This window comes from Candidatus Poriferisodalis sp., from assembly GCF_965237655.1.
In the GTDB taxonomy this organism is placed as follows: domain Bacteria; phylum Actinomycetota; class Acidimicrobiia; order Acidimicrobiales; family Poriferisodalaceae; genus Poriferisodalis.
The window spans coordinates 895,350-911,111 of the sequence record NZ_CBDEGB010000001.1 but is presented as its reverse complement, the minus strand read 5'-3'; the positions used below and the strand labels follow the sequence as shown (position 1 = coordinate 911,111).

Here is a 15,762-nt window from a genome sequence, read left to right as displayed (position 1 = left end):
CCAGCTTCGACACCGGCTCGGGCGACTACAGGTCGAGGTGAAGACGGAGGGCGTCGTCGAGTCGCTGCATGAGTTCGAACGGCAGCACACCGATGCGGTCGCCGATGCGGCTCGCAGCGACTGAGCGGACCTGTTCGGCCTGAGCCTTGGAATCAACGGGCAGCCCTGCATCAGCGGCCTCGATGAGGACTTGGAACGGCAGTACCCGGTCGGTATTCGAGGTCAGCGGCACCACGGTGACCACGCCGCGTCCGGTGATGCCGACCGCAGCGTTGGCCGCATCATTGCTCACGATGACAGCGGGCCGCCGTCGGGCAGCCTCAGAACCAACGGTGGGCCCGAAGTCGACGACGCGGACCTCGCTGCGCTGCATCAGGCAGTCTTGAGTCCGTCATCCGCGGCGGTGTCCCACAGATCTGCATCCGCTCCCGACCACTCCTCGAACGCTTCGGAATAATCGACCACCAAGTCCGACGTGCGCAGTAGGCGGATGGCCTGTCTGATCGTCGCCGACCGAGACGGCAGCCGGTGCGCTTGCGCGTACGCATCGAGCGTTGCGACGTCCTCGTCGGGAATGCTCACGCTGATCTTCATACCAGAATCCTACTGTGGTAGGAAACTTGATTTCAGAGATGAGTTGGCGATCCGCGTCCAGCTCGCGGTCCTTGACCCTTGCGGCCTCTTTGGCGCTGCCATGTCGCCCGGCCTACCACGCCGCTCTGCGCACAGCCAAACGGGGTGCGCGAGGTCTCAACATCGGCGTCGAGACGAAGATCCCGTCCCAATCGATGAAGGCCGCCGCCCACCCGTCCCGAAAGACTGTCTTGCGTGGTCAGGCGGTGACCGATACTGGGGCTGTTCGTGTGTGTGGCGTACCCGGAATTCTCAGGGATCGAAAGCCGACTCACGTTTGTCGTGCGTGAATGCTCCCGGGCCGGTCGGAGGCGAAATGTGACGCTGGAAGTCGAGCGATTGAACCGGCTCCGTCGCACGATGGAATCGCTTGATGTCATGGCGGTCCTGACCGCTGATCCGGTCAATGTCGTCTATGCGACTGGCGTGCGGAACATGACGGTGTTCTCGATGATGGGCGCGTTCCGGTTCGTGCTCGTGCTCGCTGAAGGACCGGTCGTGCTGTGGGAATTCGCTGGTTGCGAGCACTTGGCCGCGAGTGCTCCGTCGGTCACCGAAGTGCGAATTGCTCCTGATTTGACGCCGGCGAGCGGGTCGCGTTGGGCCGAGTCCACCGAGGGCTTCGCTCGCGAGGTCGCCGATCTCATCAAGGTGCAACCGTTCGGCGGACGCCGTCTCGCGATCGAACGGTTCGATCACCATGTGACCGACGCGCTGCGCGCACAGGGTTGTGAGCTCACTTCGGCTACCAAGGTTTTCGCCTCGGCCCGCCGAATCAAGACCGCCGGCGAACTGGCCGCCATGCGCTCCGCGATGGACATCGTCACAGCGGCACTTGAGACGATGAGAGACCGGATCGAGCCCGGACGAACCGAGGTCGAGGTCTGGGCTGAGCTGCACCGGGGCCTCATCGCGCAGAACGGCGAGTTGATCTCGACACGGCTCGCCCAGGCGGGGTCCCGGACGTTCCCGTACTTCAACGAGGCCGGCACGGCCACGATCTCCAGCGGCGATCTGTTCTGCGTCGACACCGACGCGATAGGACCCGGCGGCTATGGCGCCGACTTCTCGAGAACTTTCGTGTGCGGTGATCGCCGACCCTCGCCGGCTCAGCAGAGCATTTTCTCGATGGCTCTTGAGCAGCTGCGGCACAATGCGTCGCTGTTGGCGCCAGGACGCAGTTACGAGTCATTCGCCCGATCGGCGTGGGCCGTGCCTGAGCGGTTTGCACCGTACCGCTACTACTGCTTGGCCCATGGCCTCGGCCTCACCGGCGAGCCTCCCTACATTCCGGTCCACGACCCATCACGCCCGTTCCCGGTCTCGGGTGCTTTCGAACCGGGAATGGTGATCTGCATAGAGAGCTACATCGGCGATTCGGAAAGCCATCAGGGAGTGAAACTGGAAGACCAGTACCTCATCACCGAACAGGGAACGGAACTGATGAGCACCATGCCGCACGCACTGACTGGTTCTTCGCGGCATAAGAGACTGTCGTGAACCCAGACCCTCGCTGATACGCCCCGAGGTCATCCGGCACGAGGCGGCAAGCATCACGATCTCGCTTGGCTCGGCAGAAGTCGCAGGGTTGCCGGAGCTCAGCTCAAGCAGCAGCGGCTTGCGCTACGAGCGTTCGGTGCTGCTCGGCGGCTCGGTGCTGACTGTCGAGCGCTGCGAGGATCCCTTCGCGTTCCATTTGCACGAATGCTGGGATCCCCGCAGCGATCTTGCAGACCACGCTGCGTCTGCAGCCGGCGATGACCTCGACGACCATGTCCGCGAGTCCATGGGCCCGGTCGGCGCTCAGCCGGTAGCCGCCGACCAAAGCTGCAATGCGCGCAGACCGATCGGGCGTGCTCGGCCAGTCTCCTAACCAGGGATCGGCATCGTCGCAGACAGGGGCGAATTGCCAGACGGCGTGCGCGAGGTCCCACATCGGCGCCGAGACGAAGATCCCGTCCCAGTCGATGAAGGCCGTCGCCCGTCCGTCCCGAAAGACCGTGTTGCGCGGGGCTACGTCCCCGTGACACACGACCTGACCCGCCGCCACCGCCTGGGGACCCTCCTCGAAGCCTGTCTCGGGAGCGAAACCCGCGACGCGGTCGTGAAACGACCGCAGCAGCTCCCCCACCGACGCCAACTCACCGAGGCCCCCTTCGCCAGCACTCGGCATCGGTCGGCACCCACCCCTCGACCCAGCTGAGCACGATCGAGCCATCGGGTTCGGCACCAAGGAAACGAGGGGCTCCATCGAAACCGCCATGCTCGAGGTGCACGAGCAGTTGCCGCACGGACACTGAGGACTCCGTTGCGGGACGCCGGACTGTGTCACCGACTTTGACGAACTCGGTGACGCGCCCGGCCTTCGGTTCCGGCTCAGGGGTGGGCTCTGGGCGGATCTGCATTGAGCGAGCACGCTAACGAGCGAGGTGCTGCGCCAGGGGTCGTGGGCGACGCCGAATGCCACGGGCAAACTGCCGCAGTGCGCGTGCTGCGGCGCGGATTGACGTTGGCCTGTCCGGCCTGTGGCGGCCGCGGCTTGTTTCAGAGTTGACGGCTTACCATCGTGGGAGGCATGACAACGAGTCGCAGCAGGAAGGTTCAAATCGAGAGCCAGTTCAGCCGAGCCGCTGACATGTACGCGATTTCTGAGCATCACTCCGGCTCTGATCTTGACACCTTGATTGAATTCGCCGAACCCGTCAGCGACGATGTCGTCTTGGATGTTGCAACTGGCGCTGGTCATGTGGCGCTGGCCCTGGCGCCGTTGGTCTCATCGGTAGTCGCCACCGACCTCGCGACAGGGATGGTCGACAAGGCACGTGAGCGTGGTACCGAAGCTGGCGTGCCGAATCTTGAGTGCGGCATCGCAGATGCGGAACGGCTGCCCCTTGATGATGAGCCGTTCGACCTTGTCACCTGCCGAATCGCCCCGCACCACTTCGTCGACATCAACGCCGCCATCGGGGAGGCCGCACGCGTCCTGCGTCCTGGTGGACGGTACGTCGTTGTTGACAGCATGTCGCCCGACGATCCCGAGCTTGACGCCTTCCTCGACATGGTCGAGCGACGCCGTGACCCGACTCACGTCCGTAGCTACCGTCGAGACGAGTGGATGCGCATCATCGAGCGGGCTGGTCTATGAGTGGAGCGGGTTGCTTCCGTTCGAAAGGGTCGGTCGTTCGAATTCTGGCTTGAACGCGGTGGCGTTGAAGGCGAGGATGCCGACCAGCTGCGTGAGATCTTCCGCGACGCATCCAATGCAGCCAAAGAGTTCTTCGAGATCCAAGTTGATGGAGACGTCATCAAGGGTTTCAGCGATGACAAGATCGTTGTGCGTGCGACAAGACCACAACTCTGATGTACGAGAACTGAGCAGACAAGTACTCGGATGCGGGAGTGCTGAAACAAGCGGAAGCGGCTCCAACCGGTCCGCGAGGGCCGCCATGGTCAAACGTTGCGCTTAGGGCAACACCCGCTGGATGAGCGCTTGGATCCGGGTCTCCAGGCGGGTGGTTTCGACGTCAGAGAGATTCCGCGCTTGGCCGATCTCAGTTGTCGCTATCGACCGTCGCTGCGGCGACATCTGCCAGCGCGCTGAATCCGAGGTGTTCGGCAGCCGACGCGCAAGTCAAGTCAAGTTGCTCTAGCGGGCCAGCAGCCATTCGCGCACTCTCTCTGCGGCTTCGTGTCGATCGGCCCCGCCGAGTCGCTGGAGGTCCAATATCACCTGCATCGGATGAGCCAGAGCCGGATCGTCTTCCCGGCGGATGCGTAGAACCGAGTTGTCTGCGGGAACGATCAACTCGACATTCGCATCGTCGGGGCCTTGAGCGGGAGTCAACTCAAGGTGGGCCGCAAGCCGATGATCACCCGTGTACACCGTCGTGTGCGTGGGCACGCGCCACGGGACGAGACGGTCAGCGGCGACGTCACCCGAGATGACAGTGTCAGCTTGAAGAGACTCTCCGGCAGCCATGATCCGCTCGCAAGTCTGATGGGGAGAATCCAAGGAGTAGAACCAGCTGGTGAATCCTCGTGTGTCCGCATAGTGGTTCGAGAAGGAATCGAGCAGCGCCGACCGGTCCACGGTCCACGTTGATCGTCCTTGGCGTTCGACGAGCCCAGCGGCCGACAACGCCGACAACACCTGCGAGACCCGGGGCTGGCTGACACCAGCACGTTCGGCGAGCTCAGCTTCCCCTTCCACGACGCCGTCCGAGATCAGCGAGCGGATGATCGACCATGATCCGGACCCTCTGGGCATGCCGCGCCGGGTCCTTCTCACCGAACGACTCGGCACGCGGCAACTGATGCGAATACCGCGTGCGCGGACATCAGCGTTGCCATGGGTGTCGGCCCACGACCACTGCGCCTCCGTGAGCGCCCGCCCGGTGGACTCGGTAATCAGTGGAGCCACGAGCAACGGCACACCTACGGTTGCGAGGCGATCTCTCACGGGCTCCAAGCGCGGGGTCTCGCCGGGGTACGGAGGGCGGCTCTTGATCTCGACAGCGAACCGAATCCGTATGTCGTCAACCTCAGCGTCGAGAACGGCATCGGTGACGGCAGTCGTCTTCGTGTCTGTCAAGGGCCAGTGGGATCTGCCCAGTGGCGGACAGCAGGACTGCCCGTTGGTGGCCAACAGAACTGCCCGGTGGTGGCCAGGTGTTCTGCCCGTGGGTCAGTTGGTCAGTGGCGTCACCCCCTTGCCGGCGGTGGCTTGGGTGAGGCGGATGCTGTCGCCGGCGGTCATGACGACGTGGGCGTGGTGGAGCAGCCGGTCGACGGTGGCGTTGGCGATGGTCTTGGGCATGAGTTCGTCGAACCCGGCGGGGTGAAGGTTGCTCGACAGGGCGATGGAGCGTTTCTCGTAAGCGGCGTCGACGACCCGGTAGAGCGCCTCGGCGGTCTCGGTGGTGACTGGGAGCAGGCCGATGTCGTCGATCACGATGACGTCGGAGCGCATGATCCGCCGGATGGCCTTGGCGGCGGTGTCGTCGGCGCTGTGGCGGCGCACGAGCGCGCCGAGGTGCTCGAGACTGAACCAGGACACCTTGTGGCCGGCATCGACGGCGGCCTGGCCGAGCGCTTCAAGGAAGTGCGTCTTGCCTGTGCCTGATGGTCCGCACACGACGAGGTTCTCGTGGCGGTGGATCCACTCCAGGGTGCGTAGCGCCCGCTGGGTCGGCGCCGGGATCGAGCTGACGGTTCCGTCCCAGATGTCGAAGGTCTTGCCGGTGGGGAACCCGGCCGCTTTGCGCCGGGCCCGGATTGAGGATGCTTGGCGGCCGGCGAGCTCCTCGGCCAGCAGTGCCCTCATTGCTTCGGCCGGTTCCCAGCGTTGTGCCTTGGCGGTGGCCAACAGGTCCGGTGCTGCGGCGCGCATGTGGGGTAGGCGCAGGGCGCGGAGCAAGTCGACGACCTCGTCGATCGGCGCTGGGTTCATCGGTCGCCTCCGAGGCGACCCCAAGCGGCGGTGCCGGGCTGCAGCGAGTGCGCGTCATCGGCGCGCCGGGGTTGTCCGGGCGGGTCAGCAGCCAGGATCGAGGCCAGGTCGCCGTCTGCGAAGCGGCCGAACATCGCGGAGTGGCCGAGCGCCCAATCAACGCGGACCTGGCCGTGGAGGCGGGCAAGGGTGACGGCTTGGGCCATCTTGACCTTCATGCGGGTCGTGCCCGCGGCGGCTGCTTCAACGAGCCAGGTGCGGGCGCCGTCTCCGATGGCGAGGAACTCGGTCTCGGCCGCGCTCGTCGGCTTCGGACGCCGCGCCAGTGGCCCAGCCGGGCGTGGCGGGTAGTGGGCGTCGTCGATCATCGGATGCCCGGGTGTCGAACTCTGGTGGCGGGCGACCTCGATTGGGCCTGACGGTGCGCAGTGGGTGACGACGACCTGGTCACCGTCGACGCGCACCCACACCGTCTCATCGGCGAGGGTGTGCGGGACCGAGTAGGTCACGCCGCCGAAGCTGACCGTGGAGCTCCAAGAGACTTTCCGGGTCTCCCCGAGCGCTGCCGTGTATGGGCGTTCGGGCAGCGCGTGCAGCCGGTGCCGTTCCTCGGTGAGCATCTCCACCGGCGCCCGCCGGGTCACCCGATGGACCCGCTCGTTCACCTCAGCGGTGAACGCCTCGCAGGCCTCGACCAGCTCGGCCCAACTGGCGTAGTCGCCGCGCAGGTTCGCGTCGGTTGGCACCAAGTCGGCCTTGGCGACCCGCACCGTCGCCTCGCTGCCGCCTTTGGATTCAGGGTCCGCCGGCACACACGTCGCGACCGTCACGCCGTAGTGGCCGCCGACCGCAACGATCTCCGGATGGCGCACGGCGATCCCGGCGACGTGGTCGATCGTGACCGTGCGCTCGTTGTCGGTGAGCCAATACGTCGCAGCGCCGCCAAAGGCTCGCATCGCCCGATCCACACAGGCGATCACCGTGGGCAGGGTGCGGTCCCAGGTCGCGATCACCACCCGGAACCTCGACCACGCCAGCCACGCGCAAAACAGATTCGTCCGCCGCCCGGCGATGACCGGGCCCGCGCCCCAGTCCCACTGCGCCCACATGCCCGGCTCGGGGATCCACGGCCGATACACCCGCCGCCGACCCGCCCGGAAGCTCTTCTTGGCCTCCGCCACTGCTCGGCGCACCGTGCGATCCGAACCCTCGAACCCCAACGCTTTCAGCTTGGCGTGGCAACGATCGGCGCGGATCTTGCCACAGGAGCGCTCCACCCACTCCTCGATCTTCGGCAGCCACGGATCGATGATCCGTTTCCGCCGCACCGGGCCCACACCCCCCAGCCGACCCTCGTCGCGCTCAGCCACATACGCGGCGACGGTGTGATGCGAACAACCGGCCAGCTCGCCGGCATCCCGGAACGACCCAGTCAGGTCGAACGCTTCCAACATGTTCATGATTTCCTCGCGAGACTTCACTTGCTCCTCCTGCTCGATGGTCACGGTTGTGGTGACCGGCTATTCGAGTAGGAGGAGCACCCCGCCGCGGTGCACCCCGACGGGAAATGGACTTCAACGCGGGCAGTTCTGTTGGCCGCCGCTGGGCAGAACCGTCGGCCGCCAGCGGGCAGCTACATGGCCGCCACTGGGCAGGATCTCATGGCCGCCGACACGTGTCTGAACCAACAGTCGCCATGACCCCGGCGCTGTCGAACAGCCGAGTTACTTCCATAAGCATGTGACAATTATAAGCAGCGTGCTTATGTAATTGAAATCCTTATTTGAACGCGAAGCTCTCTCGTCGAGCACAGCGGCCGGGCCATGCCCAGGCCGCAACAACCGCCGCCTTGACTTGAGCGATCGGTTAGGGATTGCGTCTCGGCAGTTGAGTTGGTGGCGGTTAGCGCGGCGAGCGTGCCCAGCTGCTCGGCTCCACGATGCTGTTCACCGTCGTGACCCTGCCGACGTTCCGAGCCGAGGCGGCAAGCAGAACCACGTCTGATGCGCCAGCTCGGTCTCAAACCGACCAGCGCGTGCCTGTGCCTCGAGTTCCTCACGCGTGAATCCGGTCTGGGCGATCGCGGCTTCAAGCGCTTCCCGTGCCTCGTCAGGTGTCAGCCGATGCACGACGATCTCGCTCGGCTCGGCGTACGTCGCAGGCACTTGATCTCGCCCGTTGGGCACCATTTCGGTCCGGGTTCCGGTGGAACCCGCTTTGCTAGGGATCTCTGTCGAGGTCCAGCTGGGACCCCCGATGGGGATCCCTTTTTTTCGTTTGGCGGCAAGTGTCGTCAGACATAACGTCGCCGGGGTGTCTGACAGCTGTTCAGTAAGATGATCAGTATGACAGCCACGAAGAGCCGGTTGACGATCACCGTCGACTCCGACATCGTCGACCGAGTGAAGGCGCTGGTTGCCCAAGGTGGCGCATCGAGCGTGTCGGCTTATGTCGAACACTCCGTGCAATGCCAGCTCGCGGCCGACGCTGACTTCGACGTGCTGCTGGCCACAATGCTCGACGAGACCGGCGGGCCGCTCACACCCGACGAACGCGCTGCCGCCAGGCGCGTGTTGTCGGGCGACGCTGCTGCGTGAACAGCGCTGTTATCGACACCGGGGCACTCATCGCGTGGGAACGCGCGACCCGAACCATGGTCGCGCTCGTCGCGGAAGCACGCGCTATCGGCGCGACGCTGACGGTCCCGGCGGGTTGTGTCGCCCAAGCGTGGCGCAACCCACGCCGTCAGGCACGACTTGCAGCACTGCTTCGCAGGCCCGAGATCGACATCGTCCCGCTGGATGCGAGCGACGCGCGTCTAGTCGGCGTGCTGCTGGCGTCAACGCAGACCACCGACACAGTCGACGCGCACGTCGCCATCTGCGCCCTGCGCTTGGGCCAGCCCGTGCTCACCAGCTGACCTTGAGCAACTGATCTCCCCGGAACGTTTCCCGACCTTCGTGACACTGGCCAATGCCGACCGCTCTCTGGCCGTTGATCTGTACGAGTGGACTGGAGCCATCCCGGGAGCACTCTTCACCGACTTCCGAACGCTTGAGATCGTCTACCGAAACCACGTCGACCAAGCTCTCAGCAACCACGTGGCGAGCGTCGCTCCGCATGTCCAGCACTGGATGTGGGACTCGTCTTGGATTCCTGCAAGTGGCTACTGGTGGCACACGGATGCGCTCGAGTTCCTCAACCGCGTGATGGGCGGCTCGTCTGGCTCCTGAGCCCACATCGCCACGAATCTTGACCGAAGTCTTGGCTCCTCATCTGTGGTCCTGGGGACGTGCAGTTCGTTGCGGCCCCAATTGAGTCGTTGCATACACAGCGTTCGTGGCATCCTCAGGACGAGCACGCATCCCGGGAGGTGCTGATGAGCCAGGTCACGTCCCTGCTTCACCGTGAGTTGTACGTGATGAGCCAAGTGGACCGCCTGCTCGACTTGGGCACCGGTACGGCGCGGCGTTGGATCGACGGCAATGAGCGGCGCGGTCGCCGATATGAGCCGCTGGTGCGTGTGGGGACCACTGGGTCAGATGTGGCGACTTGGGGTGAATTCGTCGAGACCCGGCTGATCGCCGAGTACCGCAGCCGCGGCGTCTCGGTCGTGCGGATGCGTCCGGCGATCATGGCGCTGCGAGAGGAGTTTGGTACCGACTATCCGCTCGCGACCGCTCGCCCGTTCCTCAGCGAAGATGGTAGAGACTTGGTGTTACGTGTCCAGGACGAGACGCTTCTGAGTCCTTCGCTGCGTTTCGTGGTGCGCACCAACCAAAGCGTCATGCTCTCGATGGAAGTGCAGCGCTTTCAGCAGGACGCCGAGTACGAGAAAACGGACGAGGTGCGCCGCTTCCGTTTGTTCGGCACCCCGAACGTGGTGCTGGACCCCGAATTCGGTTTCGGCGAGCCGACCGTGCGTGGCCGGCGATTGCGGGTCTCGGCAATCGCGGAAGCTCTTGCTGCTGGCGAGACGCGCGACGACATCAAGGCAACGTGGGACATCACCGACGACGACGTCGACGACGCCCTGAGATGCTCACGGGTCGCATGAGCCTGAACGACCATGGCGGAAGGCGGCACGTTCAACGGAGTGTTCATTGACGAGAACATCCTCGGCGTTGCCAAGGAACTCGAAGCCATGCACCCAGGGCTCGTGTACTACGTCGGACATCCAGCGATTCCGGAAATCCCAGCGTCAACCAAGGACCCCGACCTGCTCGACGCGCTCGGCGCGAGTGGTCGTGACCTGATCTTCATTACACGTGACAAGAGGATCCGTCGCGACAAGAACGAGCGCAAGCACCTGATGCGATCGGCAGTGAGGGCTGTGTTCCTGACGAGCACCAAGAACCTGAACAAGACCCAGATGGCTGCGCTCATCGAGCGGCACTGGAATGACATCGTCAGCGAGGTCGGTACCCAAAGCGGACCGTCCCTCTGGGCCCTGACGCGACGAGATGGTCTGAAGCCAATCGACTAGCCCTGATTATTCACGAGAATGCCTGTTCAGGGTTTATGGGTTGTGTTTTGGTGTGTCGGGCGGGTTTGTCGGCTTGACGGGACCCGGTGGGTGTTGTTTGGTGCCGCTGGGGTGGTCGCAGGGCCGGTGTTGGACCCTGACATGGGTGTGTGGGCGCGACGGGTCGGCCGCCGCGTGAGCGGCGCTGTTGGCGGCTGGGGGTGCGGGGTGCTCAGTTGGGGTGCTGGGCGGCGAGCAGGCTTCGGGTGCCGGGGTGTGCGGTGGGGAGCCGCAGCCAGGTGCGTCGGCCGGTTTCGCATACGAGCGCGGGCAGGTGCCACAGCTGCCAGCGGAGCCGTTTGGGTGCCGCGCGTTTGAGCGGTCCGGCAAGGCGCTGTGTCTGGAACCAGTGCACGAGCGCGGCGCTGATCATGCACAGCGCTGCCCATGCACAGTTGGCGTCCCAGGCTGTGAAGGGCATGCGGGCCAGTCCGCTGTCTTTGAGGCGGGCTATGGCGTCCTCGACGTCGGCGTGCTTGCGCATGAGACGGTCGAGCCGGGCGGGGCTGCCCGCAGCGTCGGTGAGGAATCCCCAGTAGCGGAAGTTCTCGGACGCGAACAGGCTGCGCTGCGCGCCCGGATGCAAGGGCTCGCGTCGGATGATCAGCCGTGTCCGCGCTGGCCAGCCCGACAGGTCCACCAGGTCGGTGAGCTCGGCGACGTGCGCTTTGGGATGCCGCTGTTTGGGGTTCGGCACCCCCGGCGTCCACCGCCCTGGGTCGCAGCGGGCCGCAGCGATCGCGGCGTCGATGCCTGCTGTGGCCCGGGCGGACATGAAAAACGTCACGTTGCGGTCCCTGCACGCCGCGGCGATACGCGCCGAACAGCCTCCTGAGTCCAAGCGCAGCACCATCTCGCGTCCTGCGAGCGCCAGATCGTCGCCTGCCCGATGGCCTGCCGCGTCAGCGTCGGGCAGCACCGATATCGCAGCGTCGAGCACCTCGACGTGATCGGCGATGCTGTTCGCGGCCGCGTTGCCCGGGCGCAGCTTCGCCCACAACGGCTCCCCGTCCGCGGTCGAGCAGATCATCGGGTGGAACCCGTACCCGCCCTTGAAATGCGGCGCCGCACCCGCCTTGTTGGGCGAGTGGACCTCCACCAGCGTCGAGTCGATGTCGACCACCAACGGACCCGAACCGCGGCGCTGGGACCACACTCGCTCACGCGCCTCGGCCGCGGCTGCCCACAGCCCGCCCAGCGCCGAGGCGTCGATGCCCCGCAGCGCCCGATACAGCGTCGAGTCCGACCCCACCGCCCCGAACAGCTCCCGCTGAGACCGCAGATGCTCGATATCTGTGCACGCCTCACCGCCGCCGGCGAGCACCAACAGCAAATGCGTCAACAGCCGGCCCCGGTCATGGACCGGGGCGCGCTCGCCGCGGCGCGGCACCGCCGCCGACAGCGCCTCGGTCAGCCCGACCCGGTCCGCGAAACCGCCCAAAGCGAACAGCCCCGCACCCCACACCACCCGATCCCCGCCGCCTGCCAGACGCGCGTTTGTCACACTGCTAAGTTTCACCTCGGAGATGCCCCCCTGAACTGCCGACCGCGTGCCTCGACAACACGCATCGTCGCAGATCAGAGGGGCTTTTCCGCGGACTCACACACCCAAGCCCACCAGACTCATGAAAAATCAGGGTTAGTGCCATGACTGGTGCCGGGATGCTCTCGGGGTCCGGCATGTCACCGGAGCCGAACTTTGGGAATCCCGGATGAGACTCAGCCAGATCACCGAACCGCTTGTGCCGATTCGCGTACTCGCCAATTGATTTGCCGACTCGCGCGTCGATCGCGCTGAACAAATCACGGGCTTGACGGGCGGTAAAGCCGAGGCGTCCTTGACATAGCACGTTCAATTGCGGATCGTCGAACAGCAGATCGAGTGTGCGCTCGGCTATGTGTTCGTAGGTTGGGCTTCGCACAAAGATCTCACGTTGGCTCGCAATGAACGCCAAGACATCACGAGAGTCGCCCTCCTCAACAGCACTGAGGAGCCTTCGGATAACTGTCAGGTCAACAATTTCACCCCCGAGATCGAGCGCCCGCTGAACAGCCTCCGAAGGATGCTCAATCTGATTTGGCTCGCCTAGAAAATCGTCAACTGGCGGCTGGGCAGTGAGCGCCAGAGCGACAAGCTCCAAGAGCGGAAGAGAGCCTCGATGAGTGGACTCTTGATACGTATTCGGGTTATGGACTGTCTGTGTGAACCTTGCTTGGTCAAGGAGGTCGAAGATGGGAAAAGTGCGGCCGATTGCATTGATTTCTCTCGCGCACGACCGTAAGTCCTCGGTCGCAGCTGCTAGTGCGCCCCGGTTGTCACCGTGCGATTCCTGATAATGCAAGAATCTCTTAAGCATGTGCGACGCCGCTTCCACTGGTTGCGGCATGAACGGACGATCATCCGGCGCGGTCGTATTCGATTTACGACGCGCTGGTTGACGTTTTGACCTTCTATTGCGTTTTCGGTTGGCCACTCAGGCGAGCCTAGAGACGTCGTGCTGGAATCATGGATACATCGGCGGAGGAAGATGATGTGACGCGGACCCGTTAGTTGGTCCGTGGGGCCCAAGTTAAAGAGCCTGCGCGGAAACGTGGGGATTGGGGTGGTTGAGGGTCCCTGAATAGGGGTGTGTCCCGTGTCAAGTTTGTTGCTCAGGTTTCGGGGGTTTCGGTTTGAGTGTCGGGGTATGCAGATATGCGTCGAGGGGGCGGGCCCAGTCGAGGCTCTCGTGGGGTCGGATTCGGTTGTATTCGTCGATGAAGTCGGCGGCGTGGTCGGCGAGGCCGATGCCGTCTGCGATGTCGTGGCGGTAGAGCCGTTCGTATTTCAATGCTTCGAACCAGCGTTCGATCACTCCGTTTGTGTGCGGCGACCGGTGCCTGGTTCTTACGTGCGAGAAGTGGGAGCGGTCGGCGAACCAGCGGGCGACGGCCGCTGATTTCATGGCCGGGCCGTTGTCGGTCACGATCACGATCGGGGTCGATCTCGCCGGTGTCGTCGTCGGTGCAGTCCTCGACGAGCCGGTGCCCCAGCAGTTCGCTGGCGCGGGTCTCGGCAGCGTCGAACGCGGCGCACAGGTCCCCGGCGGTCTGGGTTGCGCTCACCGGGCACGCCAACACGAGCTTGGTGACGTAGTCGACCACGCCGCCGAGCTGCCAGGCGCCGGCGGTCTCGGTCTCGAACTCCGAGAAATCGGCCTGCCATACCCGGTTCCGTCGCGACGGGGTCTCCGCGAAGACGGCTCTGCGGGCTTTGGCCAGCTGGCGCCGCTCAGCCTGGTAGCGGACCGGTTGCAACAGCCCCCGGCGGGCCATCGCGCGTCGCACCGACGACTGGGATCCGAACTCCCAGCCGGCGTGGCGGCCCATGGCCCAGATCTTGCGATGACCCCACGCCGGCCACGGCCCGGCCGGCGGGTCGCCGGCGCGGTGGGTGGCCAGCCGGTGCTGGTAGGTCCGCCGGGGCACGCCGATCACAGCAGCGAACCTCGCGATGGGCATGCCCGCTTCAGTGCGAATCACCTCGAGGTCCCCAACGGGGGGAGATACTCCGCCCCCTTCTTCCACACCCGCAGCTGCACATGGGCCTCGCCCAACGCCGCCTTGAGCTCCTCACACTCCGCTTCGAGCTCCAACTCGCGCGCCGATCGACGGCGACCGCCGAGCGCCAGACGGTCCCGACCCCCCTCCAAGAACGCCTTCTTCCAATTGTGCACCGTCTGCTCAGAAACCCCCGCCCGGCGACCCGCCACCGACGCGGACAACTCGCCGCGCAGCACGCTCAACACCACCCGCAGCTTCTCCTCGGGCGACTTCTTCGAAGCCTTCGCCATGCTCAACTCCTCGCAACAGACTCAAACCAAGAACTGTGCAAGAAACGATGACACGGGACAGGTCGAGGCCCTGCTGGGATCGGTGATTGGTAGATCACGATCCAGGAGGGCCTCGATGGCTTCCGATGTTATGCGGGTGCGGTTGCACCTGCGTCAGTTGCGCGTGCTGAGTGTGCTGGTCGACGAGGTCGACGAGCTGCGGGTGGAGGTCGCGTCCACGGTCAGGCGTCCTCGGTGCCCGGGGTGCGGGCTGGGCAGTGCTGGGGTGCACGACAGACGTCGCCGCGAGATACGCGACCTGGAGGTGTCGGGCCGGTCGGTGACGCTGGTGTGGCTGCGCCGCCGGTTCGCGTGCTGGGGCTGCGACAGGCGCTGGGTGGAGGACCACCCCGAGTTCGAGGGCCGCTTGACGCGGCGTCTGGCGCGTCGGCTGGTGTCGGACGCCAAGGCGATGCCGATCCGTGCGGTCGCTCGCCGTCACAGGATCGGCTGGGAAGCGGTGATGACGCTGGTGACGGCCTGGTCGGCGCTCGTGGCAGACCATCGCCGCAGCCGCCGCAGCCGGGTGCTTCTGGTCGATGAGACCTCGATGCGCAAACGGCACCGATACGTGACTGTGATCATGAACGGCGACTCCGGCGAGACCCTGGCAATGGTCCCCCACCGCAGCGCTGCAGCGCTTTCGGGGTTCCTGGCAGCTCAGGGGCCTCGCTGGTGCAAAGGCGTCAAGGTCGTGGTCTCAGACGGCTCCAAGGCGTACAGGGCCGCTATCGACGCCCGCCTCGGGCACGCCCGCCACGTGCTGGACCGCTTTCATGTGATCCGCTGGTTCAGCGCCGGGCTGACCGCGGTGCGCCGCGACATCCAGCGCCGCCGCCCGCCCGGCGTCAAGCCAGCGTTCGACCGCGAGGTGTTCAAGGCGAGGTTCGCGCTGGGGCGCCGCGGCGACCAGCTCAACCCAGCCGACCGTGCCCGCCTCGAAAAGCTCTTCGACGCCCACCCGCGACTGCGAGCCGGCTGGGCGGCCCTCCAGGAACTGCACGGCCTCTATCTCGCCGAAGACGAACAAGGCGCCCTCGAAGCCCTGGACCGGTTCGCCGATCTCTACGCCACCGGCGAGCTGCCCGAGTTCAGCTCCGTCGTGGACACCGTCATCGCCTGGTCCACAGAAATACTCGCCTGGCACCACACCGGCCGACCCTCAAACGGACGCATCGAAGGAACCAACAACCTCCTCCAAGTACTGCGTAGAACCGCCCACGGCTTCACCAACCCGCACAACTTCGCCGCCCGCGGCATCCTCACGACATAATGACCCCCAC

21 protein-coding genes are annotated in these 15,762 nt (G+C 65.2%); 9 read left to right on the top strand and 12 right to left on the bottom strand.

Annotated features, from left to right (window positions below):
- Nucleotides 1–25: 25 nt before the first annotated feature.
- Both ACPXYO_RS04435 and ACPXYO_RS04430 read right to left on the bottom strand, forming a co-directional pair.
- Nucleotides 26–373, bottom strand: coding sequence for a type II toxin-antitoxin system PemK/MazF family toxin (locus tag ACPXYO_RS04435; RefSeq protein ID WP_423916970.1), 348 nt, complete (start codon nucleotides 371–373; stop codon nucleotides 26–28).
- On the bottom strand, nucleotides 373–594 hold the full coding sequence (locus tag ACPXYO_RS04430) for a ribbon-helix-helix domain-containing protein (protein ID WP_423916968.1): 222 nt from the start codon (nucleotides 592–594) through the stop codon (nucleotides 373–375). Before ACPXYO_RS04430 ends, ACPXYO_RS04435 begins: the two co-directional genes overlap by 1 nt.
- Nucleotides 595–951: 357 nt before the next feature.
- Here ACPXYO_RS04430 and ACPXYO_RS04425 point away from each other — a divergent pair, with 357 nt between their 5' ends.
- Nucleotides 952–2,133, top strand: a complete 1,182-nt coding sequence (locus tag ACPXYO_RS04425) for a M24 family metallopeptidase (RefSeq protein WP_423916966.1) — start codon at nucleotides 952–954, stop codon at nucleotides 2,131–2,133.
- Nucleotides 2,134–2,236: 103 nt separating this feature from the next.
- Here the strand turns inward: ACPXYO_RS04425 and ACPXYO_RS04420 are convergent, their stop codons facing one another.
- Complete coding sequence (locus ACPXYO_RS04420; RefSeq protein ID WP_423916964.1) at nucleotides 2,237–2,806, bottom strand: phosphotransferase; 570 nt, start codon at nucleotides 2,804–2,806, stop codon at nucleotides 2,237–2,239.
- Nucleotides 2,775–3,038 (bottom strand): hypothetical protein, encoded by a 264-nt coding sequence (locus ACPXYO_RS04415; protein ID WP_423916962.1) that lies wholly within the window; start codon nucleotides 3,036–3,038, stop codon nucleotides 2,775–2,777. Before ACPXYO_RS04415 ends, ACPXYO_RS04420 begins: the two co-directional genes overlap by 32 nt.
- 170 nt (nucleotides 3,039–3,208) lie before the next feature.
- On the opposite strand from ACPXYO_RS04415, the gene ACPXYO_RS04410 reads away from it, so the two are divergent.
- Both ACPXYO_RS04410 and ACPXYO_RS04405 read left to right on the top strand, forming a co-directional pair.
- Nucleotides 3,209–3,778, top strand: a complete 570-nt coding sequence (locus ACPXYO_RS04410) for a class I SAM-dependent methyltransferase (RefSeq protein WP_423916960.1) — start codon at nucleotides 3,209–3,211, stop codon at nucleotides 3,776–3,778.
- Nucleotides 3,779–3,994: a hypothetical protein gene (locus ACPXYO_RS04405; protein WP_423916959.1), complete on the top strand. Its 216-nt coding sequence runs from the start codon at nucleotides 3,779–3,781 to the stop codon at nucleotides 3,992–3,994. It begins immediately after the preceding gene.
- Between the two features lie 285 nt (nucleotides 3,995–4,279).
- Here ACPXYO_RS04405 and ACPXYO_RS04400 read toward each other — a convergent pair whose 3' ends face one another.
- The 4 genes from ACPXYO_RS04400 to ACPXYO_RS04385 all read right to left on the bottom strand — a co-directional run bounded on the left by ACPXYO_RS04400 (nucleotide 4,280) and on the right by ACPXYO_RS04385 (nucleotide 8,247).
- Complete coding sequence (locus ACPXYO_RS04400; RefSeq protein ID WP_423916958.1) at nucleotides 4,280–5,224, bottom strand: hypothetical protein; 945 nt, start codon at nucleotides 5,222–5,224, stop codon at nucleotides 4,280–4,282.
- Between the two features lie 93 nt (nucleotides 5,225–5,317).
- Nucleotides 5,318–6,082, bottom strand: a complete 765-nt coding sequence (gene istB / locus ACPXYO_RS04395; protein WP_423916039.1) for an IS21-like element helper ATPase IstB — start codon at nucleotides 6,080–6,082, stop codon at nucleotides 5,318–5,320.
- On the bottom strand, nucleotides 6,079–7,563 hold the full coding sequence (gene istA / locus ACPXYO_RS04390; RefSeq protein ID WP_423918612.1) for an IS21 family transposase: 1,485 nt from the start codon (nucleotides 7,561–7,563) through the stop codon (nucleotides 6,079–6,081). The genes istB and istA overlap by 4 nt, the downstream gene beginning before the upstream one ends.
- 465 nt (nucleotides 7,564–8,028) lie before the next feature.
- Nucleotides 8,029–8,247: a hypothetical protein gene (locus ACPXYO_RS04385; protein WP_423916957.1), complete on the bottom strand. Its 219-nt coding sequence runs from the start codon at nucleotides 8,245–8,247 to the stop codon at nucleotides 8,029–8,031.
- Between the two features lie 180 nt (nucleotides 8,248–8,427).
- On the opposite strand from ACPXYO_RS04385, the gene ACPXYO_RS04380 reads away from it, so the two are divergent.
- From ACPXYO_RS04380 to ACPXYO_RS04360, 5 genes are all read left to right on the top strand, one after another.
- Nucleotides 8,428–8,679 (top strand): ribbon-helix-helix protein, CopG family, encoded by a 252-nt coding sequence (locus ACPXYO_RS04380; RefSeq protein WP_423916955.1) that lies wholly within the window; start codon nucleotides 8,428–8,430, stop codon nucleotides 8,677–8,679.
- Nucleotides 8,676–9,002, top strand: coding sequence for a type II toxin-antitoxin system VapC family toxin (locus ACPXYO_RS04375; protein ID WP_423916953.1), 327 nt, complete (start codon nucleotides 8,676–8,678; stop codon nucleotides 9,000–9,002). Before ACPXYO_RS04380 ends, ACPXYO_RS04375 begins: the two co-directional genes overlap by 4 nt.
- Before the next feature lie 40 nt (nucleotides 9,003–9,042).
- Nucleotides 9,043–9,315, top strand: a complete 273-nt coding sequence (locus tag ACPXYO_RS04370; protein WP_423916951.1) for a hypothetical protein — start codon at nucleotides 9,043–9,045, stop codon at nucleotides 9,313–9,315.
- A gap of 146 nt (nucleotides 9,316–9,461) precedes the next feature.
- Complete coding sequence (locus tag ACPXYO_RS04365; RefSeq protein ID WP_423916950.1) at nucleotides 9,462–10,139, top strand: DUF433 domain-containing protein; 678 nt, start codon at nucleotides 9,462–9,464, stop codon at nucleotides 10,137–10,139.
- Nucleotides 10,140–10,151: 12 nt separating this feature from the next.
- A complete protein-coding gene (locus ACPXYO_RS04360) occupies nucleotides 10,152–10,568 on the top strand; it encodes a hypothetical protein (RefSeq protein ID WP_423916948.1) in 417 nt (138 codons plus the stop codon).
- A 211-nt stretch (nucleotides 10,569–10,779) separates the two neighbouring features.
- Here the strand turns inward: ACPXYO_RS04360 and ACPXYO_RS04355 are convergent, their stop codons facing one another.
- The 4 genes from ACPXYO_RS04355 to ACPXYO_RS04340 form a co-directional block, all read right to left on the bottom strand.
- A complete protein-coding gene (locus ACPXYO_RS04355; protein ID WP_423915956.1) occupies nucleotides 10,780–12,111 on the bottom strand; it encodes an IS1380 family transposase in 1,332 nt (443 codons plus the stop codon).
- Nucleotides 12,112–12,115: 4 nt separating this feature from the next.
- Complete coding sequence (locus tag ACPXYO_RS04350; RefSeq protein WP_423916947.1) at nucleotides 12,116–13,081, bottom strand: hypothetical protein; 966 nt, start codon at nucleotides 13,079–13,081, stop codon at nucleotides 12,116–12,118.
- A gap of 165 nt (nucleotides 13,082–13,246) precedes the next feature.
- On the bottom strand, nucleotides 13,247–13,552 hold the full coding sequence (locus tag ACPXYO_RS04345; protein WP_423918686.1) for an integrase core domain-containing protein: 306 nt from the start codon (nucleotides 13,550–13,552) through the stop codon (nucleotides 13,247–13,249).
- A 573-nt stretch (nucleotides 13,553–14,125) separates the two neighbouring features.
- The gene (locus tag ACPXYO_RS04340) at nucleotides 14,126–14,440 is read right to left on the bottom strand and encodes a transposase (protein WP_423916945.1); all 315 of its coding nucleotides are present in this window, start codon (nucleotides 14,438–14,440) and stop codon (nucleotides 14,126–14,128) included.
- A 115-nt stretch (nucleotides 14,441–14,555) separates the two neighbouring features.
- On the opposite strand from ACPXYO_RS04340, the gene ACPXYO_RS04335 reads away from it, so the two are divergent.
- On the top strand, nucleotides 14,556–15,752 hold the full coding sequence (locus tag ACPXYO_RS04335) for an ISL3 family transposase (protein ID WP_423916943.1): 1,197 nt from the start codon (nucleotides 14,556–14,558) through the stop codon (nucleotides 15,750–15,752).
- The last annotated feature ends 10 nt before the right edge of the window (nucleotides 15,753–15,762 follow it).